Here is a 17,219-nt window from a genome sequence, read left to right on the forward strand (position 1 = left end):
ACGGCTCAGGCCGCGGCGGTTTCCTTTTCGGCCTGCTGGATCGCGGCCGTGATCCGACGACAGACACGCTGCTCGATCAGCGCGCTATATTCCGCGCTTTTCGCGGGGTCGATCGTCGCCTCGGCATTGAGCCCCAGCGTGACCTGCATCCGGCGCTTTTCGAGATCAGCCCAGCTTGGCGAGACATTCTTGATCTCGACTTCGCGCGGCACGAAACTGCAATCAACCGCGCGCATGAAAGCCGGGATCAGGCTGCCATCCTGATGCGCGTCGAAGTCGATGGTGCGGACCTCGCCGAAGATCTCTGCCCAGGCGGCGCGCTGTTTGACCAGATTGGACCGATAGATCTCGTGGCGCAGGAAATCGGCCAGCATCTCGTCGATCGAGATCGACGGGCGTTTGAAGATCTTGAGATGCTGCTTGAAGAGCGATTTGAGATAAGAGGCCCGCTCGCGCATGCACATGACGATCTTCACATCCTCGGCAGCAAGCGCGGCCCGCAATTTCACGAGCGCCGCGCGCTTGCGCTGCCAATAGACGCTTTCGGCTTCCTGCGGGCGCAGGCGCGGCCAATTGCTGAGCGCCTCGGCCGAAATCAGGACATTGCCCTTCAGCTTGTTGATGCGCTGGACGAAAGGATTGAGCGCTGCGCTTTCAACGTCGGATTGGCTGAAGAAACTGCGCAGCGAGTTGTAATGGCTGACTTTATTCGGATCGTTTTCCTCGACCTCGGGATAGATCAGACCATGCGCCTGCAAGGCCTCACGATTGGCGGCCAAGGCGGCCTGGATCGTGGTTGAACCGGTTTTCTGCGCACCGATGTGAATGTAAAGGGTCATCTCTTGCTGGCTCTCTCACGAGGACTTGGCTGCAATTGCGGCCTTAAACCGGATATCTCAGGTGAGCACAACACGGTCAGACCGACAAGCATTGGGACAGGCAATGGACTGTGGCCAAAATGAAAACACCGGCGCCGAGGCGCCGGTGTTTTTCAAGCTGACGATGGTGCGGTCGAAAAGACTCGAACTTTCACTCCGGTTAAGGAACAGCGACCTCAACGCTGCGCGTCTACCAATTCCGCCACGACCGCTCCGTCGTCAGCCCGGTCGATGTAGCCTGACCGCCGGGCGTTGAAAAGGGGCATTCGACAGATTTTTGAAGAATTTTTTACGCCCCTTTCTTATGCTCTATTCCGCCGCCTGCGCCGGTGCGGGCAGATAGTTCAGAACCGGCGCCAGCCAGCGCTCGGCCTCGGTCAGCGTCATGCCCTTGCGCTCGGCATAATCGGCGACCTGATCGTGCTCGACCTTGGCCACGCCGAAATAATAGGCCTCGGGATGACCGATATAGATGCCCGAAACCGAGGCACCCGGCCACATCGCCATCGACTCGGTCAGTTCGACCCCGGTCGCCTCCGTCGCATCGAGCAGATCGAAAAGCGCAACCTTTTCCGTATGATCGGGCTGGGCCGGATAGCCCGGCGCGGGGCGGATGCCCTGATAGGGCTCGCCGATCAGCTCAACCGGGGTGAAGGTTTCGCCCGCGGCATAGCCCCAGTAATCGCGCCGCACCCGCTCATGCATCAGCTCGGCCAGAGCCTCGGCAAAACGGTCGGCCAAGGCCTGCACCAGAATCGCCGAGAAATCGTCACGCTCGGCCTTGAAGCGGTCGGCGATCACCTGCTCTTCCGCGCCGGTGGTGACGACGAAGCCGCCGACGTAATCGCGGTAGCCCTCGGGCGCCACGAAATCCGACAAGGCGACATTCGGGCGGTCATCGCGCTTGGCAACCTGCTGGCGCAAGGTGTGGAAGGTGTTGAGCTTTTCCGTGCGGCTCTCATCGGTCCAAAGCCGGATATCGTCGCCGACCCGGTTCGCAGGCCAGAAGCCGATGACGGCGCGCGGCTTGAACCAATTTTCGTCGATGATCCGCTTCAGCATCGCTTGCGCATCGGCAAAGAGCTGACGCGCGGCCTCGCCCTGCTTTTCATCGTCGAGAATGCGCGGATAGACCCCTTTCATCTCCCAAGTCTGGAAGAAGGGCGTCCAGTCGATATAGCGCGCGATTTCGGCGAGATCGAAATCTTCGATCACCCGCGCGCCAAGGAAGCTCGGCACCTTGGCCGCAAAGCCGGTCCAATCGACCTTGACCGCATTGTCGCGCGCCGTCGCCAGAGGCAGACGCTTCTTATCGGCCTCGCCGCGCGTGTATTTCTCGGCCACGTCGAGATATTCGGCATTCACCCCGGCGGTGAAATCGCTCTTGCGGTCCGAGAGCAGGTTCGAGACCACGCCGACCGCGCGGCTCGCATCGGTGACATAGACGGTCTGGCCCTTGTGATAGCGCGGGTTGATCTTGACCGCCGTATGCACGCGGCTTGTCGTCGCGCCGCCGATCAGCAGCGGAATGTCAAAGCCCTCGCGCTCCATCTCCGAGGCGACATGGACCATCTCGTCGAGCGAGGGCGTGATCAGCCCCGAAAGGCCGATGATATCGACGTTTTCCTTCTTCGCGATCTCGAGGATCTTGGTCGCGGGCACCATGACGCCAAGGTCGATGATTTCGTAATTGTTGCAGGCCAAAACCACGCCGACGATGTTCTTGCCGATGTCATGAACATCGCCTTTCACGGTCGCCATCAGGACCTTACCGGCCGAACTTGAGGTGCCGTCCTTTTCCGCTTCCATATAGGGCAGCAGATGGGCGACGGCCTGTTTCATCACGCGGGCGGATTTCACCACCTGCGGCAGGAACATCTTGCCCGAGCCGAAGAGATCGCCGACGACGTTCATCCCCGACATCAGCGGGCCTTCGATGACATGAAGCGGGCGCGCGGCATTGAGGCGCGCGGCCTCGGTGTCTTCGTCGATATATTCGGTGATCCCGTTCACCAAAGCATGTTCCAGCCGCTTTTCGACCGGCCATTCGCGCCAGCTCAGATCCTTTTCGCGGCCTTTCGCGCCCTCGCCGCCGCGATATTTCTGCGCGATTTCAAGCATGCGCTCGGTCGAATCCTCGCGCCGGTTGAGGACGACATCCTCGCAGGCCTCGCGCAGCTCGGGATCGATCTGGTCGTAAACGGCAAGCTGGCCCGCGTTGACGATGCCCATATCCATCCCCGCCTGAATGGCGTGGTAGAGAAAGACCGCATGCATCGCCTCGCGCACCGGCTCGTTGCCGCGGAAGCTGAACGAGAGGTTCGAGACGCCGCCCGAAATATGGACATGCGGCAGGGTCTGGATGATCCGGCGTGTCGCGTGGATGAAATCGAGCCCGTAATTGTTGTGCTCTTCGATCCCGGTCGCGACGGCGAAGATATTCGGGTCGAAAATGATGTCTTCCGGCGGGAAACCGACCTCATTGACCAGCAGGTCATAGGCGCGGGCCGAGATCTCGACCTTGCGGTTTTCGGTATCGGCCTGACCGACCTCGTCAAAGGCCATGACCACGACCGCCGCCCCATAGGCGCGGCAGAGGCGGGCGTGATGGAGAAACGCCTCTTCGCCCTCTTTCAGCGAGATCGAGTTCACAACCGGCTTGCCCTGCACGCATTTCAGCCCGGCCTCGATCACCTCCCATTTCGAGCTGTCGATCATCACCGGCACCTTGGCGATATCGGGCTCGGAGGCGATCAGGTTCAGGTAATCGATCATGACCTGCTTCGAATCGATCAGACCCTCGTCCATGTTCACGTCGATGATCTGGGCGCCGTTCTCGACCTGATCGCGCGCAATGTCCAAGGCGGTGGCGTAATCGCCCGCCGTGATCAGCTTGCGGAACTTGGCCGAGCCGGTGACATTCGTGCGCTCGCCCACGTTCACGAAGGGGATCGCATCGGTCTTGACGAAGGGCTCGAGGCCCGAGAGGCGCAGGCGCGGCTCGATCTCGGGGATGGCGCGCGGCGGATATTTCGCAACGACCTCGGCAATCGCGCGGATGTGGTCGGGCGTCGAGCCGCAGCAGCCGCCAACGATATTGACCAGACCTTCACGCGCGAATTCCTCGATCTGCGCGGCCATGAAGGCGGGGCTTTCGTCATATTGGCCCATCTCATTCGGAAGACCCGCATTCGGATAGGCGCAGGTCAGCGTATCCGCGACCGAGGAGATCTCGGCCAGATGCGGGCGCATCGCCGCCGCGCCAAGCGCACAGTTCAGCCCGATCGACAATGGCATGGCATGGCGCATCGAATACCAGAAGGCGGTCGGCGTCTGGCCGGTCAGCGTGCGGCCCGAAAGGTCGGTGATCGTGCCCGAGATCATCACCGGCAGTCGCAGGCCCTTTTCGATAAACACCTCTTCGCACGCAAAAATCGCGGCTTTGGCGTTCAGAGTGTCGAAAATCGTCTCGATCAGGATGAGATCGGCACCGCCGTCCATCAAACCGCGGATCTGCTCGGAATAGGCGATGCGCAGATCGTCGAAAGTCACCGCGCGATAGCCCGGATTGTTCACATCGGGCGAGATCGAGGCGGTGCGGTTGGTCGGCCCAAGCGCGCCCGCGACGAAACGCTCGCGCCCGTCTTCGGCCGTGGCGCGGTTCAGCGCCTGCCGCGCCAGCCGGGCGCCGTTGAAGTTCAGGTCATAGACCGCGCCCTCCATCGCGTAATCGGCCTGCGCGATCGAGGTCGAGGAGAAGGTATTGGTCTCGACAATATCGGCGCCCGCTTTGGCATAGCGGTAATGAATGGCCTCGATCGCCTCGGGCTGGGTCAGGATCAGAAGGTCGTTGTTGCCCTTCTGCGGATGATCCGAGTGATGGTGACACGAGCAGCCCGAGCCATGGCCGAGGAACTCATCCTCGCCAAAACCCAGATTCTGGATCTGGGTGCCCATCGCGCCGTCAAGGATCAGAATGCGCTCGGCCGCAGCCTTGCGCAGCTTGTCGAAAACGGGGGAGAGAACGGGCTTCTTGGTGTCGGTCATGATCGGGTCCGGGAAAATGCAGGCTGCTATCTATAACGCTTGTGCGTCATTTAGGGAAATTCATCATCTGCACAATGATAATGAAGTGATTTCATAATCTGGCGCTTCTCTTTGCCCCGGTCCCGCGCCCTCTTGCGGCGGCCAAGGCCCGGGCGATATGACAGCCTTATGGTTGAATGGAAAACAGAACCCGGCCTGCTTGACTACCCTACCGCCGTCGCGCGGATGGAGGCGCGTGCGGCCGCGATTTCCGCAGGCGAGGCCGATGAGCTGATCTGGCTGGTCGAGCATCCCCCGCTTTACACCGCAGGCACCAGCGCCAAGGCGCAGGACCTGACCGATCCCGACCGCTTTCCGGTCTACGAGACCGGGCGCGGCGGTCAATATACCTATCACGGCCCCGGCCAGCGCGTGATCTATGTCATGCTTGACCTCAACAAGCGCGGCCGCGATGTCCGCGCTTTCGTCAAGGCGCTGGAGAACTGGGTCATTGATGCGCTCTCGGAATTCGGCGTGACGGGCGAGATCCGTGACGGCCGCGTCGGCGTCTGGGTCGCGCGACCCGACAAGGCGCCGCTGATCGACGGTTCGATGCGCGAGGACAAGATTGCGGCCATCGGCATCAAATTGCGCAAATGGGTGAGCTTTCACGGCATTGCCATCAATGTCGAACCCGATCTCGGCCATTACGGCGGCATCGTGCCTTGCGGCATTTCGGCGCATGGTGTGACCAGCCTTGTCGATCTTGGGCTTCCCGTCGACATGGGGGATCTCGACTCTGCGCTCATTCGGCGCTTTACCGACAGTTTCCCGGACCTCTGAGTCCATAAGACCCCCTATTTCGGGGTGCGGGACAGATCGTGATGAGAAAGAGCTTCAACCTTTTTCAACATGCTGTATCTTCCGCAACCTTGATGTAGATCAACCTCACGGCATTTTCCCCTGCCGGGAAGATCCGCTTTGGAAGGACATAGCGATGAAGACCAGCATCCTCGCCACTCTCGCCGCCACACTGCTGGCTGTTCCTGCTTTCGCTCAGGACGCCGGAGACGCCGCGAAAGGCGAAAACGAATTCAAGAAATGCAAAGCCTGCCACATGATCCAGGCTCCCGATGGGACCGATGTGGTCAAGGGCGGCAAGACCGGCCCGAACCTCTATGGCGTTGTTGGCCGCAAGGCGGGCACGGCCGAGGGCTTCAAATATTCGGACGCGCTGACCAAGCTTGGCGAGGCCGGTGAAGTCTGGACCCAGGAAGACCTGGAAGCCTATATCACCGACCCGAACAAATATGTCGAAGACAAGGTCGGCGACAAAACCCTGAAGACCAAAATGACCTTCAAGATGGCCAAGAATCAGCCCGACGTCGTGGCCTTCCTTGCCAAGAACTCGCCCGATGCGGGCGCGGCTCCGGCCGCTGAAGGCGCTGCGGCTCCCGCTGCAGAAGGCGCAGCCGCTCCGGCCGCCAACTAAGCCTTTCGCGTGACCCTCCGGTGGAGCGGTTGCGAAATGTGAATGAAATTGTCCCCCCGGCCTCTTGAAAAAGCTGCCGGGGGTTCGTCAATCCACCTTCCGGTCCATTGCCCGGCGGGTTTTTGTGGTCTAGAACCACCCAGAGTCCGCCGGCCCGTCTCCGATGGTCGGCCAGCCGCAAGTCTAGGGAGATCACTCATGGCAGACGCCGCCGTCCACGGCCCGGATGACCATCATGACACCCGTGGGTTCTTTACCCGCTGGTTCATGTCAACAAACCACAAGGATATCGGGATCCTCTATCTGTTCACGGCGGGTATCGTCGGGCTGATCTCGGTCTGCTTCACCGTCTATATGCGGATGGAACTGCAACACCCCGGCGTGCAATACATGTGCGCCGAAGGTGCCCGCCTCTTCGCCGATGCGACCCGGGAATGCACCCCGAACGGCCATCTTTGGAACGTGATGATCACCTATCACGGCGTCCTGATGATGTTCTTCGTCGTGATTCCCGCGCTGTTCGGTGGCTTTGGCAACTATTTCATGCCGCTGCAGCTGGGCGCGCCGGACATGGCCTTCCCGCGTCTGAACAACCTGAGCTACTGGCTCTATGTCTGCGGCGTCGCGCTTGGCATTGCCTCGCTTCTGTCGCCGGGCGGTTCGGACCAGATGGGCTCGGGCGTCGGTTGGGTGCTCTACCCCCCGCTTTCGACCTCGGAATCCGGCTATTCGATGGATCTGGCGATTTTCGCCGTCCACGTCTCGGGTGCCTCTTCGATCGTCGGCTCGATCAACATCATCACCACCTTCCTGAACATGCGCGCCCCGGGCATGACCATGTTCAAGGTGCCGCTGTTTGCTTGGTCGGTCTTCATCACCGCATGGCTCATCCTGCTGTCGCTGCCGGTTCTGGCTGGCGCCATCACCATGCTGCTCATGGACCGCAACTTCGGGACGAACTTCTTCAACCCGGCCGGTGGCGGTGACCCGATTCTCTACCAGCACATCCTGTGGTTCTTCGGCCACCCGGAAGTGTATATCATCATTCTCCCGGGCTTCGGCATCATCAGCCACGTCATCTCGACCTTCGCCAAGAAACCGATCTTCGGTTACCTGCCGATGGTTCTCGCGATGGCCGCGATCGGTGTTCTGGGCTTCGTCGTCTGGGCGCACCACATGTATACGGTCGGCCTGTCGCTGACCCAGCAGAGCTACTTCATGCTCGCCACCATGACGATCGCCGTGCCCACGGGCATCAAGGTCTTCTCGTGGATCGCAACGATGTGGGGCGGCTCGATCGAGTTCAAGACGCCGATGCTCTGGGCCTTCGGCTTCCTGTTCCTCTTCACCGTTGGTGGCGTCACCGGCGTTGTGCTGAGCCAGGCTCCGCTGGACCGCGTCTATCACGACACCTATTACGTCGTGGCGCACTTCCACTACGTGATGTCGCTCGGGGCGATCTATGCCATCTTCGCCGGTGTCTATTACTGGATCGGCAAGATGTCGGGCCGTCAGTATCCGGAATGGGCGGGCAAGCTGCACTTCTGGACCATGTTCATCGGTTCGAACCTGATCTTCTTCCCGCAGCACTTCCTTGGCCGTCAGGGTATGCCGCGCCGTTACATCGACTATCCGGTGGAATTCGCCTACTGGAACAATATCTCGTCGATCGGTGCCTATATCTCGTTCGCCTCGTTCCTCTTCTTCATCGGTATCGTGTTCTACACGCTCTTCGCGGGCAAACGCATCACCGTGAACAACTACTGGAACGAGCATGCCGATACGCTGGAATGGACCCTGCCCTGCCCGCCGCCGGAGCATACGTTCGAACAGCTGCCCAAGCGTGAAGATTGGGATCGCGCTGTCGCTCACTAAGGCAGTCGCCTGCTGAGCCAGCAAGACAATCGCAAACGGCCCCGGAGATTTCCGGGGCCGTTTTCATTCGCGCCGAGCCTCGGCCGCAGCCAACTGTTGCGCTCCTCGCCCGGCTTGGCGAAAATGGGGAAGGCGGTGCCCGCGATGTTCCAACGGGCGCTGACTGGCCGATCCCGCGCCTGGGGCGGCCCCTTCACCCTTCGAGATGAACGACGCCCATGCCCTATCGCTGGATCACGCCCCAAGCCGAAATCACCGCCGCCCCGGTCGAGCTGCATCTGTGGCCCTACCGCTCGCTGTCGCGCAAAGGCTTTGTCTGGGTGATTGGTCTGGCCGCGGGGCTCATCAGCCTGCCGGTGCTTTCGGTGCTCGGGCGGCAGGCACTCTGGGGGCTTTTGCCCTTCGCCATGCTGGCGGTCGCGGCCTTATGGTATGGAATCGAGCGCAGCTATCAGTCCGGCACCATGCATGAGACGCTGATTCTCACCCCCGAATCGCTGGTGCTGACGCGTGAGGATCCGGGTCGCGCGAATCGGGTCTGGCGCACGAATCCCTATTGGGTGCGGGTCAATCTGCGCAAGGACGGGCCGGTCGAGGAGTATCTGACGCTCACCGATGGCCAGCGCGAAGTCGAGATCGGCAGCTTCCTTTCCGCGCCCGAGCGGCTGACCCTGCGCGAAGAGCTTGGCCGCGAGCTCGCCCGCGTCCATTGACGCCAAAGGCCGCCCGCCCCAGAGGGAAACCGCGGATATCCCGCGCCAATCATCTTGCCGGAAATTGCGGGCTCATGACCTCAGGCCAAAGGCCCATGATCCAAAACCACCCATAAAAAAGGGCAGCCGAAGCCGCCCTTTCTCAAGCCGGGCGCACCCGCGTCATTTCATCAGGCGGTCTTTGATCATCGGGCCGACCGCGCCGAAATCCATCTGCCCGGCAAAGCGCGTCTTGAGCTCACCCATCACCCGGCCCATGTCGCGCACCGAATTGGCGCCGAGCTCGGCGATCACCGCATCAATCGCGGCCTGAACCTCACCGGCGTCAAGCTGGCGCGGCAGATAGCCCTGGATGATGCCGATCTCGGCCTCTTCCTTTTCGGCCAGCTCGAGCCGTCCGCCCTCTTCATAGGCGCGTGCCGATTCCTGCCGCTGCTTGACCATTTTCGACAGGATCGCGGTCAGATCGGCATCGGTCAGGCCGGGATGCTCGGCATTTTCGCCGCGCGCCGCGATCTCGCGGTCCTTGATTGCCGCGCTGATCAACCGCAGCGTCGAGAGACGTGCGGCATCCTTGCTTTTCATGGCCTCTTTGGTATCGGCCTGAATGCGTTCGCGAAGTTCCATCATATCCTCACTGTGAAGGTCACCGCAGGCTGTGCCCCCGCGCCGGGGCAACGTCAAGCCTGACGCCCCGCGATCTTGGCCCTCAACCCTTGGCCCTCAACCCTTGGACCCTGGCATGGTTCCGGCCTTGACGTTGCGGAGCGCTCCCCTTAGGTTCTCGCCGATTTATCCGGAGAGTTTGAAGATGGCACAGAAACCGACCGCATGTCTCGCCCTTGCTGACGGAACGGTCTTTCATGGCCGAGGCTTCGGCGCCACGGGAGAAACCGTGGCCGAGCTCGTCTTCAACACCGCGATGACCGGCTATCAGGAAATCATGACGGATCCGTCCTACGCCAGTCAGGTCGTGACCTTCACCTTCCCCCATATTGGCAATACCGGCGTCACCGAACAGGATGACGAAGCGCCCGAGCCCGTCGCCTCGGGCATCGTTGTAAAATGGGACCCGACCGAGCCCTCGAACTGGCGCGCCAATGCCGATCTGATCGAGTGGATGGAAAAGCGCGGTCGGATCGGGATCGGCGGCATCGACACCCGCCGCCTGACCCGCGCGATCCGCCAGCAGGGCTCGCCGCATGTCGTGATCGCCCATGATCCCGAAGGCAAGTTCGACATCGCGGCCATGGTCGCGAAGGCGCGTGCCTGGAAAGGTCTGGTCGGCCTCGATCTCGCCAAGGATGTGAGCTGCACCCAGAGCTATAAATGGGACGAGGGCCTGTGGAACTGGCCGGGCGAATTCGCCACCAACCCCGAGAAAACCCCCTTCCGCGTCGTGGCGATCGACTACGGCGCCAAGCGCAATATCCTGCGCTCGCTGGTCTCGGCCGGGGCCGATGTCACGGTCCTGCCCGCCACCGCCACCGCCGAGGATATTCTCGCCCATAATCCCGAAGGCGTGTTTCTCTCGAACGGCCCCGGGGATCCGGCAGCGACCGGCTCCTATGCGGTGCCGATGATTCAGGACCTGCTGAAGACCGAGCTGCCGATTTTCGGGATCTGCCTCGGCCACCAGATGCTCGCGCTCGCTCTGGGTGCGAAGACCGTGAAAATGGGCCACGGCCATCACGGCGCCAACCATCCGGTGCGCAATATCGAAAGCGGCAAGGTCGAGATCACCTCGATGAACCACGGTTTCGCCGTCGATGCCGAGAGCTTCCCGGCGGGCGTGATCGAGACCCATGTCAGCCTCTTTGACGGCACCAATTGCGGTTTGCGCATGGTCGATAAGCCGGTGTTTTCGGTGCAATATCACCCCGAGGCCGCGCCGGGTCCGCAAGACAGCGGCTATCTCTTCGATGCGTTCAGCGACGCGATGCGCGCGCGCCGACATTAAGGGCCGCCGCTAAGGCGGACCGTCAAATCGGTCAGGGACGGGATTAACCCGTCCTTAACTCCCCCCGTGGCAGAAGTGGCGAAAGATCCCAACGGGAAACGCCCATGTCCTCGTCCACGGTCTCCGCGCTGTCGCGGAAAATCAAGCTTGTCCCGGCCCAAACCGGCCCACGCGCCGGCATGGATGGTGCGACGCCGCCGCCGCCGACCAATCTGATCGAAGGGCGCGACCTGCGCCCACTCGGCCAGATCCTGCTCGAGGATGAAGCGGTCTCTGCGCAAAATCTGCTGAAAGCGGTGGTGATGCGTCAGCGTCAGGACGCGCCTCTGGGCGAGATCCTGCTGACCCATGACTGGGTCTCGGAAGAGGCGCTGACCCGCGCGCTTTCACGGCAATGGCGCAGCTCGCAGGTCGATCTCAAGGCGATGCCGCCCGACCCGCGGCTGATCGACCGCATCGGCGCCGATCGCTGCATCGCGGCCGGAATCCTGCCCTGGCGCCGCGTCGGGGGCGTCACCTATGTCGCTTGCGCGCGCCCCGATGAATTCGCCGAAACCCGCAAGCTTCTGCCCGAAGATTTCGGGGCAATCCGGATGCTTCTCGCCTCGGAAACCGCGCTGCGCGAGGCGGCCCTCGGGGCGAGGCGCAGCCAACTGGCGCGGCGCGCCGAAACCTGCGTCGCGGCGGCGGAAAGCTGTCGCAGCCGCAATGATGCCCGCATCGCGCGGCTGGCCGGGGTGGTCCTTGCGCTGCTCGCGCTCGGCCTCTGGTTCGCGCCGCTGACCATGCTTTCGCTCATCACCGGCTGGACGATCCTGACCCTGATCGCCACCATGTCGCTCAAGACGCTGGCCTTCGCCTCGGTGATCCGGGACGAGGCGCGCGCGCGGCGCAAATCCGGCACGCTTCCCGAGCGGCTGAAGGCAGAGCCCGAGATGAAGGGCCCGCTGCCGGTCATCTCGGTCATGGTGCCTCTGTTCAACGAATCGGACATTGCCGGACGTTTGGTCGAACGGCTCTCGCGGCTGACCTATCCGCGCGAGCTGACCGATGTGCTCCTCGTGATCGAGGAAAGCGACAAGGTCACCTCGGAGGCCTTGGCCCAAACGCGGCTGCCGCGCTGGATCCGCACGGTGACCGTGCCCGATGGTCCGGTCCAGACCAAGCCGCGCGCGCTCAATTTCGCGCTGAGCTTTTGTCGCGGCCAGATCATCGGGGTCTGGGATGCCGAAGACCGGCCCGAGCCCGATCAGCTTCACAAGATCGCCCGCGGCTTCCACTTCGCCGCGCCCGATGTCGCCTGCCTGCAAGGTGCGCTCGATTTCTACAACCCGCGCACAAACTGGCTCGCGCGCTGTTTCACCATCGAATACGCGACCTGGTTTCGCGCCAATCTGCGCGGTGTGGCGCGGCTTGGGCTGGTGGTGCCTTTGGGCGGCACGACGATGTTCATCCGCCGCAAGGCGCTGGAGGAGGTCGGCTGCTGGGACGCCCATAACGTCACCGAGGATGCCGATCTCGGCGTGCGGCTGGCGCGGCGCGGCTGGCGCACCGAAATGATCGACACCGTGACCCATGAAGAGGCCAACTGCCGCGCGCTCCCTTGGGTCAAGCAACGCTCGCGCTGGCTCAAGGGCTATGCGATGACATGGGCCGTCCATATGCGCCAGCCGCGCCAGCTTTGGCGTGAGCTCGGGCCCCGCCGCTTCTGGGGCTTTCAGACGCAGTTCCTCGGCGGGCTCTCGCAATATCTGTTGGCCCCGGTGCTCTGGAGCTTCTGGGCTCTGGCCTTCGGCCTGCCCCATCCGCTGGAAGCCCCCCTGCAAACCGTCTGGAATGGCTGGGCACTGACGCTGCTGATCACCACCATGATCGCGACCGAGGTCATCAATATCTGCGCCGGTCTCTGGGCGGTGCGTGAGCCCGAACATCGCCACCTGCTGCCTTGGGTGCCAAGCCTGCATCTTTACTTCCCGCTTGGGTGTCTCGCCGGATGGAAGGCCCTTTACGAAGTGGTCGCGCGGCCCTTCTTCTGGGACAAGACCAGCCACGGCCATTTCGATGAGATCTCGACCGAAGGCGACGACGCCTCGTCCCTGACCAGCTCGGCGCTGGTCGAGCTGCAAGGCGAGCTGACAGAGCGCCCCGCGCACGAAGACGAGGGCACGCCCGTTCAGGTCCTGGGCACCGTTGGCTAGGCCGCCGGGTGATCGGGAGATGTTGCCGCCGGAACAGGTCCCCCGAACCGGGGGATGGATCCCCCGCTTGGGCAAAGCTGCCTCAGCTGTCCTGATGGGCTGGCGCCTTCGATCCCGCATCTTCGCCCAGAAGCTGCGAGATGACTTCGGACGCCGCGGTCACATGGGCCGTCAGGCGCTCGCTCAACGCATCGAGGCTCAGCGCCCCGGTTTCGCGCAGCAGAAACTCACGTCCACCCTGCCCCAAAGTCTCGGGATCGAACGTGCCTTCGCTCAGCAGCCGGCCGGTGCATTGCAGGCTCCAGAGAAAGCGATAGGCCGAGCCGAGGATGGCGCTTTGCGCGGTGCTCACCAGCTTGCCGCGCTGGCCCGCTCTGAATTGGGCGATCGTGGCGCGGGCGGGGGCAGCGGTGCGCAAGGCGAAAGATTGGCCGAGCAATTCGATATCCTGCAAGCGGCCCGGTCCGATCTTGGCGCTCCATGCGGATTCGCTGGCCTTGGCGGCAAAGATCCGGGCGCGCATCTCGGTCAGATCGGCGAGAACGCGGGGTTCCTGACCGCGTGCGGCCAGGATCTCCATGCGCAAAGCCTCGACTTCGATGGCCAGTGCCGGGCCATCCGCGCCGGTGTCCGCAATGACCTGCGCCCGGGTCAGCGCGAGATGCTCCCAGGTCCAGGCCTCGTTCAGCTGATAGTCGCGGAAGGACTGGACCGAGGTCGCAACCGGCCCCTGCCGCCCCGAGGGGCGCAGCCGCATATCGACCTCGTAGAGCCGCCCCGCAGCAGTCGGCGCCGAAAGCGCGGTGATCATCGCCTGCGTCAGCCGCGCGAAATAGGCGCGCGCGGCGAGCGGGCGATCTCCGGTCGAGCTTTCCTCTCCGGCGCTGTCATAGATCACGATCAGATCGAGGTCCGAGCCCGCATTCAGCCGATGCGCGCCGATCGAGCCCATGCCCAGCACCACCGCTCCGCGACCGGGCGGCGGACCGTGGCGGCGGCTGAATTCGCGCGCCACGAAGGGAAAGAGCGCGCCGACGGCGGCCCGCGCGACATCGCCATATTGGCCCCCCGCCTCTTCCGCGCCAATCAGCGCGCGCAGATGGTGGACGCCGGTGCGGAACTGCCATTCATGCGCCCAGCGCCGCGCGGCATCGAGCCCGCGCTCATAGCCGCCATCGGGCGCAGCCAGCGCGCTGGCAAGAACGGTCTCAAGATCGCTTTGCAGCGCGACGGCACCCGGCCAATCAGAAAAGAAGCTGCCGCCCAAAACCCCGTCCAGAACATCCGGATGGCGCGCAAGATAGGTCGCCAGCCCCGGTGCAGTGCCGCAGATATCAACGATCAGCTCGATCAGCTGAGGATTGGCCTCGAAGAGCGAAAAGAGCTGAACCCCGGCGGGCAAAGCCGCGAGAAAGGCATCGAACCGCGCGAGCGCATCGTCGGGATCGGCGGCGCGCTGCATCCGGGTCAGGAGATCGGCCTCGATCCGCCGGAAGATCAGCCGCGCCCGCTGCGAGCGCAGCGCGGGATAGCTGCGCCACCGATCGATGATCGCCTCGGCCTCGGGCGACAGATCGGGACGCGTGGCCTCTTCGGCGGGGGCGAAGAAATCATTGGTCAGGGTCTCGACCCGCTCGAGCCGCTGGATCAGCGCCTGCGACCACGCCTCGGTATCGGCCTCGCCCATCATCCGCGCGATCCCCTCGATCCCCTCGGGCGTCACCGGCACGGCATGGGTCTGGGCGTCATTGACCATCTGGATCCGGTGCTCGACCTCGCGATGGGAACGGTAAAGCGCGATCAATTCGAGCGCGTCTTCCTTACCGATCCAGCCCTTTTCCGAGAGTGCAAGCAGCCCCGGCACCGTGCCCTTGGCCCGCAGTTCGGGATCGCGCCCACCGGCGATCAACTGGCGGGTCTGGGTGAAGAATTCGATCTCGCGGATGCCACCGCGCCCGAGCTTCATGTCATGACCGGGCAGCACCATCGGCCCTTGCAGGCCCTTATGCTCGCGGATGCGCAGCCGCATGTCCTGCGTGTCCTGCACGGTCGCGAAATCGAGATGGCGGCGCCAGATGAAGGGCCGCATCTCGTGGAGAAAGCGCGCCCCCGCCTCAAGATTGCCTGCGCAGGCGCGGGCCTTGATATAGGCCGCGCGCTCCCATGTCCGGCCCTCGGCCTCATAATAGCGCAGCGCGGCGGCGGTCGAGATGCAGACCGGCGTCACCGAAGCATCCGGGCGCAGCCGCAGATCCGTGCGGAAGACATAGCCCTGATCGGTCACATCCGAGAGCGTCGCCACCGCCTTGCGCGTCGCCCGGATCAGCGCCGCGCGCGCCTCTTGCTGGTCCTCGGGCGCATAGGCGGTTTCGTCAAAGAGCACGATCAGATCGATGTCAGAGCTGTAATTCAGCTCTCCTGCCCCCATCTTGCCCATGGCAAGCACGATGATCCCACCCGCATCCGCTGCGGTCGGCGGCAGCTTGCGACGCGAGATCTCGCTGTTGATATGGACACGCAACGCCAGATCGGTGCCGCGATCGGCGAATTGCGTGAGCACGCCGGTTACCGCCTCGAGCGGCCAGAGCCCGCCGAGATCGGCCAAAGCCGTCCAAAGCGCGATCCGCCGTTTCGCCTGCCGCAGCGCCGGGCCAAGGGCGTCGGCGGAAAGCGTCTCATAGCCAAGGGTGACCTGCGCCGTGATCCCCTGCGGATCATTGCCGGGCGCGACCGGATCGCCCGAAAGCGCGCCGATCAGCCAGTCGCGCTCGCGTTCGAGCAGTCCGGCGAGATAGGGGCTGCAACCGGAAGCCCCTTTGATGAGTTGGCCCAGAGGTTCGGCGAGCGGTGGAAACAACGCCAGAGTGGCCGCCCCGCGCGCGGGATCGGCAGGCAAGGGAAGACGGGTGATGCGCGATGCGAAATCCATATAAGCAGCCTAGCGGTGGCGATGGCAGTTGCAACCGGGATTGCCATGCGGCGCGGGTTGACCGGCTTCGCGCCTCTCCCCCGTTTAGATGCTTGGCCTCGGACATATCTCTTGTTAGGCTTGCCCCATCCGCAGCTCGATTGACGCCGTTCCCAATTTCACATTCCATGACCCGATTGCACGCCCGGCCCTTCTTTTCCTGTCCAGCTGCCCCAGGTGTGGCGCGCCATCGGACACGAATGTGCAGCAGGCCGATCCCGACCTGGTCGGTCAGGGCGCGCACAGAAAAGGGTCGTCCGTGATGAGACACAGCCGTCCGAACGCTCCGCAATTCTATGTGACCGCGCCCCAGCCCTGCCCCTATCTGCATGGCCGCGCCGAGCGGAAATTGTTCACCGCGCTTTCGGGCGATGGCGCGACCGAGCTGAATAACGTGTTGTCGCGGCAAGGCTTTCGCCGCTCGCAGAATGTGCTTTACCGGCCGAGCTGTGAAAGCTGCGTCGCCTGCATGTCCGCGCGGATCCGGGTCGCGGATTTTCACCCGTCGCGCACCCAGCGCCGGATCATCACCCGCAACCGCGACATCCAGCGGCTGGCGAGCAGCGCCTGGGCCACGGAAGAGCAATATGACCTCTTCCGCGCCTATCTCGACCATCGCCACGCCGATGGCGGCATGGCCGATATGGATATTTTCGAATTCGCCGCGATGGTCGAGGAAACCCCGGTCCGCACTCGAGTCATGGAATACCGGCTCGCCGATGACCAGCTGATCGCGACCTGCCTGACCGATGTGCTCGATGACGGGTTGAGCCTTGTCTATAGCTTCTATGATCCCGCGCTCGAACAGCGCAGCCTTGGCACGCATATCATCCTCGATCATATCGAGCTGGCGCGTCAGGCCGGACTTCCCTTCGTCTATCTGGGCTATTGGGTGCCGGGCAGCCGCAAGATGGCCTATAAGGCCAAATTCGACGCGCTCGAGATCTATAAGGGCGGTGTCTGGCAGCCGATTGGCGACCCGGATTCGCATAATGACGACATCCACCCGCTCTCGATTGACCCGATCGTTGAACAGGTCGCGCGCATCTCTCTTCCGCATATAAAGGGATAGTTTCGCGCAACCCTGACTTCGTGAAATAAAATTACAA

The 17,219-nt window shown here is 63.0% G+C and carries 11 protein-coding genes and 1 tRNA gene; 7 read left to right on the forward strand and 5 right to left on the reverse strand.

Annotated elements, in window-relative coordinates; genetic code table 11:
* Positions 1-5: 5 nt before the first annotated feature.
* The 3 genes from JCM7686_RS12200 to metH form a co-directional block, all read right to left on the reverse strand.
* Entirely contained in the window at positions 6-839 is an 834-nt protein-coding gene (locus JCM7686_RS12200) for a hypothetical protein (RefSeq protein WP_020951124.1), read from the reverse strand.
* A 164-nt stretch (positions 840-1,003) separates the two neighbouring features.
* Positions 1,004-1,090, reverse strand: a tRNA-Leu gene (locus JCM7686_RS12205).
* Between the two features lie 97 nt (positions 1,091-1,187).
* Complete coding sequence (metH, locus tag JCM7686_RS12210) at positions 1,188-4,925, reverse strand: methionine synthase (protein ID WP_020951125.1); 3,738 nt, start codon at positions 4,923-4,925, stop codon at positions 1,188-1,190.
* A gap of 168 nt (positions 4,926-5,093) precedes the next feature.
* Between metH and lipB the strand changes: the two genes are divergently transcribed.
* From lipB to JCM7686_RS12230, 4 genes are all read left to right on the forward strand, one after another.
* Complete coding sequence (gene lipB / locus JCM7686_RS12215) at positions 5,094-5,747, forward strand: lipoyl(octanoyl) transferase LipB (protein ID WP_020951126.1); 654 nt, start codon at positions 5,094-5,096, stop codon at positions 5,745-5,747.
* Positions 5,748-5,901: 154 nt separating this feature from the next.
* On the forward strand, positions 5,902-6,396 hold the full coding sequence (locus JCM7686_RS12220; protein WP_020951127.1) for a c-type cytochrome: 495 nt from the start codon (positions 5,902-5,904) through the stop codon (positions 6,394-6,396).
* Between the two features lie 198 nt (positions 6,397-6,594).
* A complete protein-coding gene (gene ctaD / locus JCM7686_RS12225; RefSeq protein WP_020951128.1) occupies positions 6,595-8,271 on the forward strand; it encodes a cytochrome c oxidase subunit I in 1,677 nt (558 codons plus the stop codon).
* 218 nt (positions 8,272-8,489) lie between these two features.
* Entirely contained in the window at positions 8,490-8,984 is a 495-nt protein-coding gene (locus tag JCM7686_RS12230; RefSeq protein ID WP_020951129.1) for a DUF2244 domain-containing protein, read from the forward strand.
* 162 nt (positions 8,985-9,146) lie between these two features.
* Here the strand turns inward: JCM7686_RS12230 and JCM7686_RS12235 are convergent, their stop codons facing one another.
* A complete protein-coding gene (locus JCM7686_RS12235; RefSeq protein ID WP_020951130.1) occupies positions 9,147-9,611 on the reverse strand; it encodes a GatB/YqeY domain-containing protein in 465 nt (154 codons plus the stop codon).
* Positions 9,612-9,795: 184 nt separating this feature from the next.
* Here JCM7686_RS12235 and carA point away from each other — a divergent pair, with 184 nt between their 5' ends.
* Both carA and JCM7686_RS12245 read left to right on the forward strand, forming a co-directional pair.
* On the forward strand, positions 9,796-10,944 hold the full coding sequence (carA, locus tag JCM7686_RS12240) for a glutamine-hydrolyzing carbamoyl-phosphate synthase small subunit (protein WP_020951131.1): 1,149 nt from the start codon (positions 9,796-9,798) through the stop codon (positions 10,942-10,944).
* Positions 10,945-11,048: 104 nt separating this feature from the next.
* The gene (locus tag JCM7686_RS12245; protein ID WP_020951132.1) at positions 11,049-13,142 is read left to right on the forward strand and encodes a glycosyltransferase family 2 protein; all 2,094 of its coding nucleotides are present in this window, start codon (positions 11,049-11,051) and stop codon (positions 13,140-13,142) included.
* 82 nt (positions 13,143-13,224) lie between these two features.
* Here JCM7686_RS12245 and JCM7686_RS12250 read toward each other — a convergent pair whose 3' ends face one another.
* Positions 13,225-16,071, reverse strand: a complete 2,847-nt coding sequence (locus JCM7686_RS12250) for a [protein-PII] uridylyltransferase family protein (RefSeq protein WP_020951133.1) — start codon at positions 16,069-16,071, stop codon at positions 13,225-13,227.
* 301 nt (positions 16,072-16,372) lie between these two features.
* Between JCM7686_RS12250 and JCM7686_RS12255 the strand changes: the two genes are divergently transcribed.
* The gene (locus tag JCM7686_RS12255; protein WP_020951134.1) at positions 16,373-17,182 is read left to right on the forward strand and encodes an arginyltransferase; all 810 of its coding nucleotides are present in this window, start codon (positions 16,373-16,375) and stop codon (positions 17,180-17,182) included.
* The last annotated feature ends 37 nt before the right edge of the window (positions 17,183-17,219 follow it).

It is taken from the genome of Paracoccus aminophilus JCM 7686, assembly GCF_000444995.1.
GTDB classification, from domain to species: Bacteria; Pseudomonadota; Alphaproteobacteria; order Rhodobacterales; family Rhodobacteraceae; genus Paracoccus; species Paracoccus aminophilus.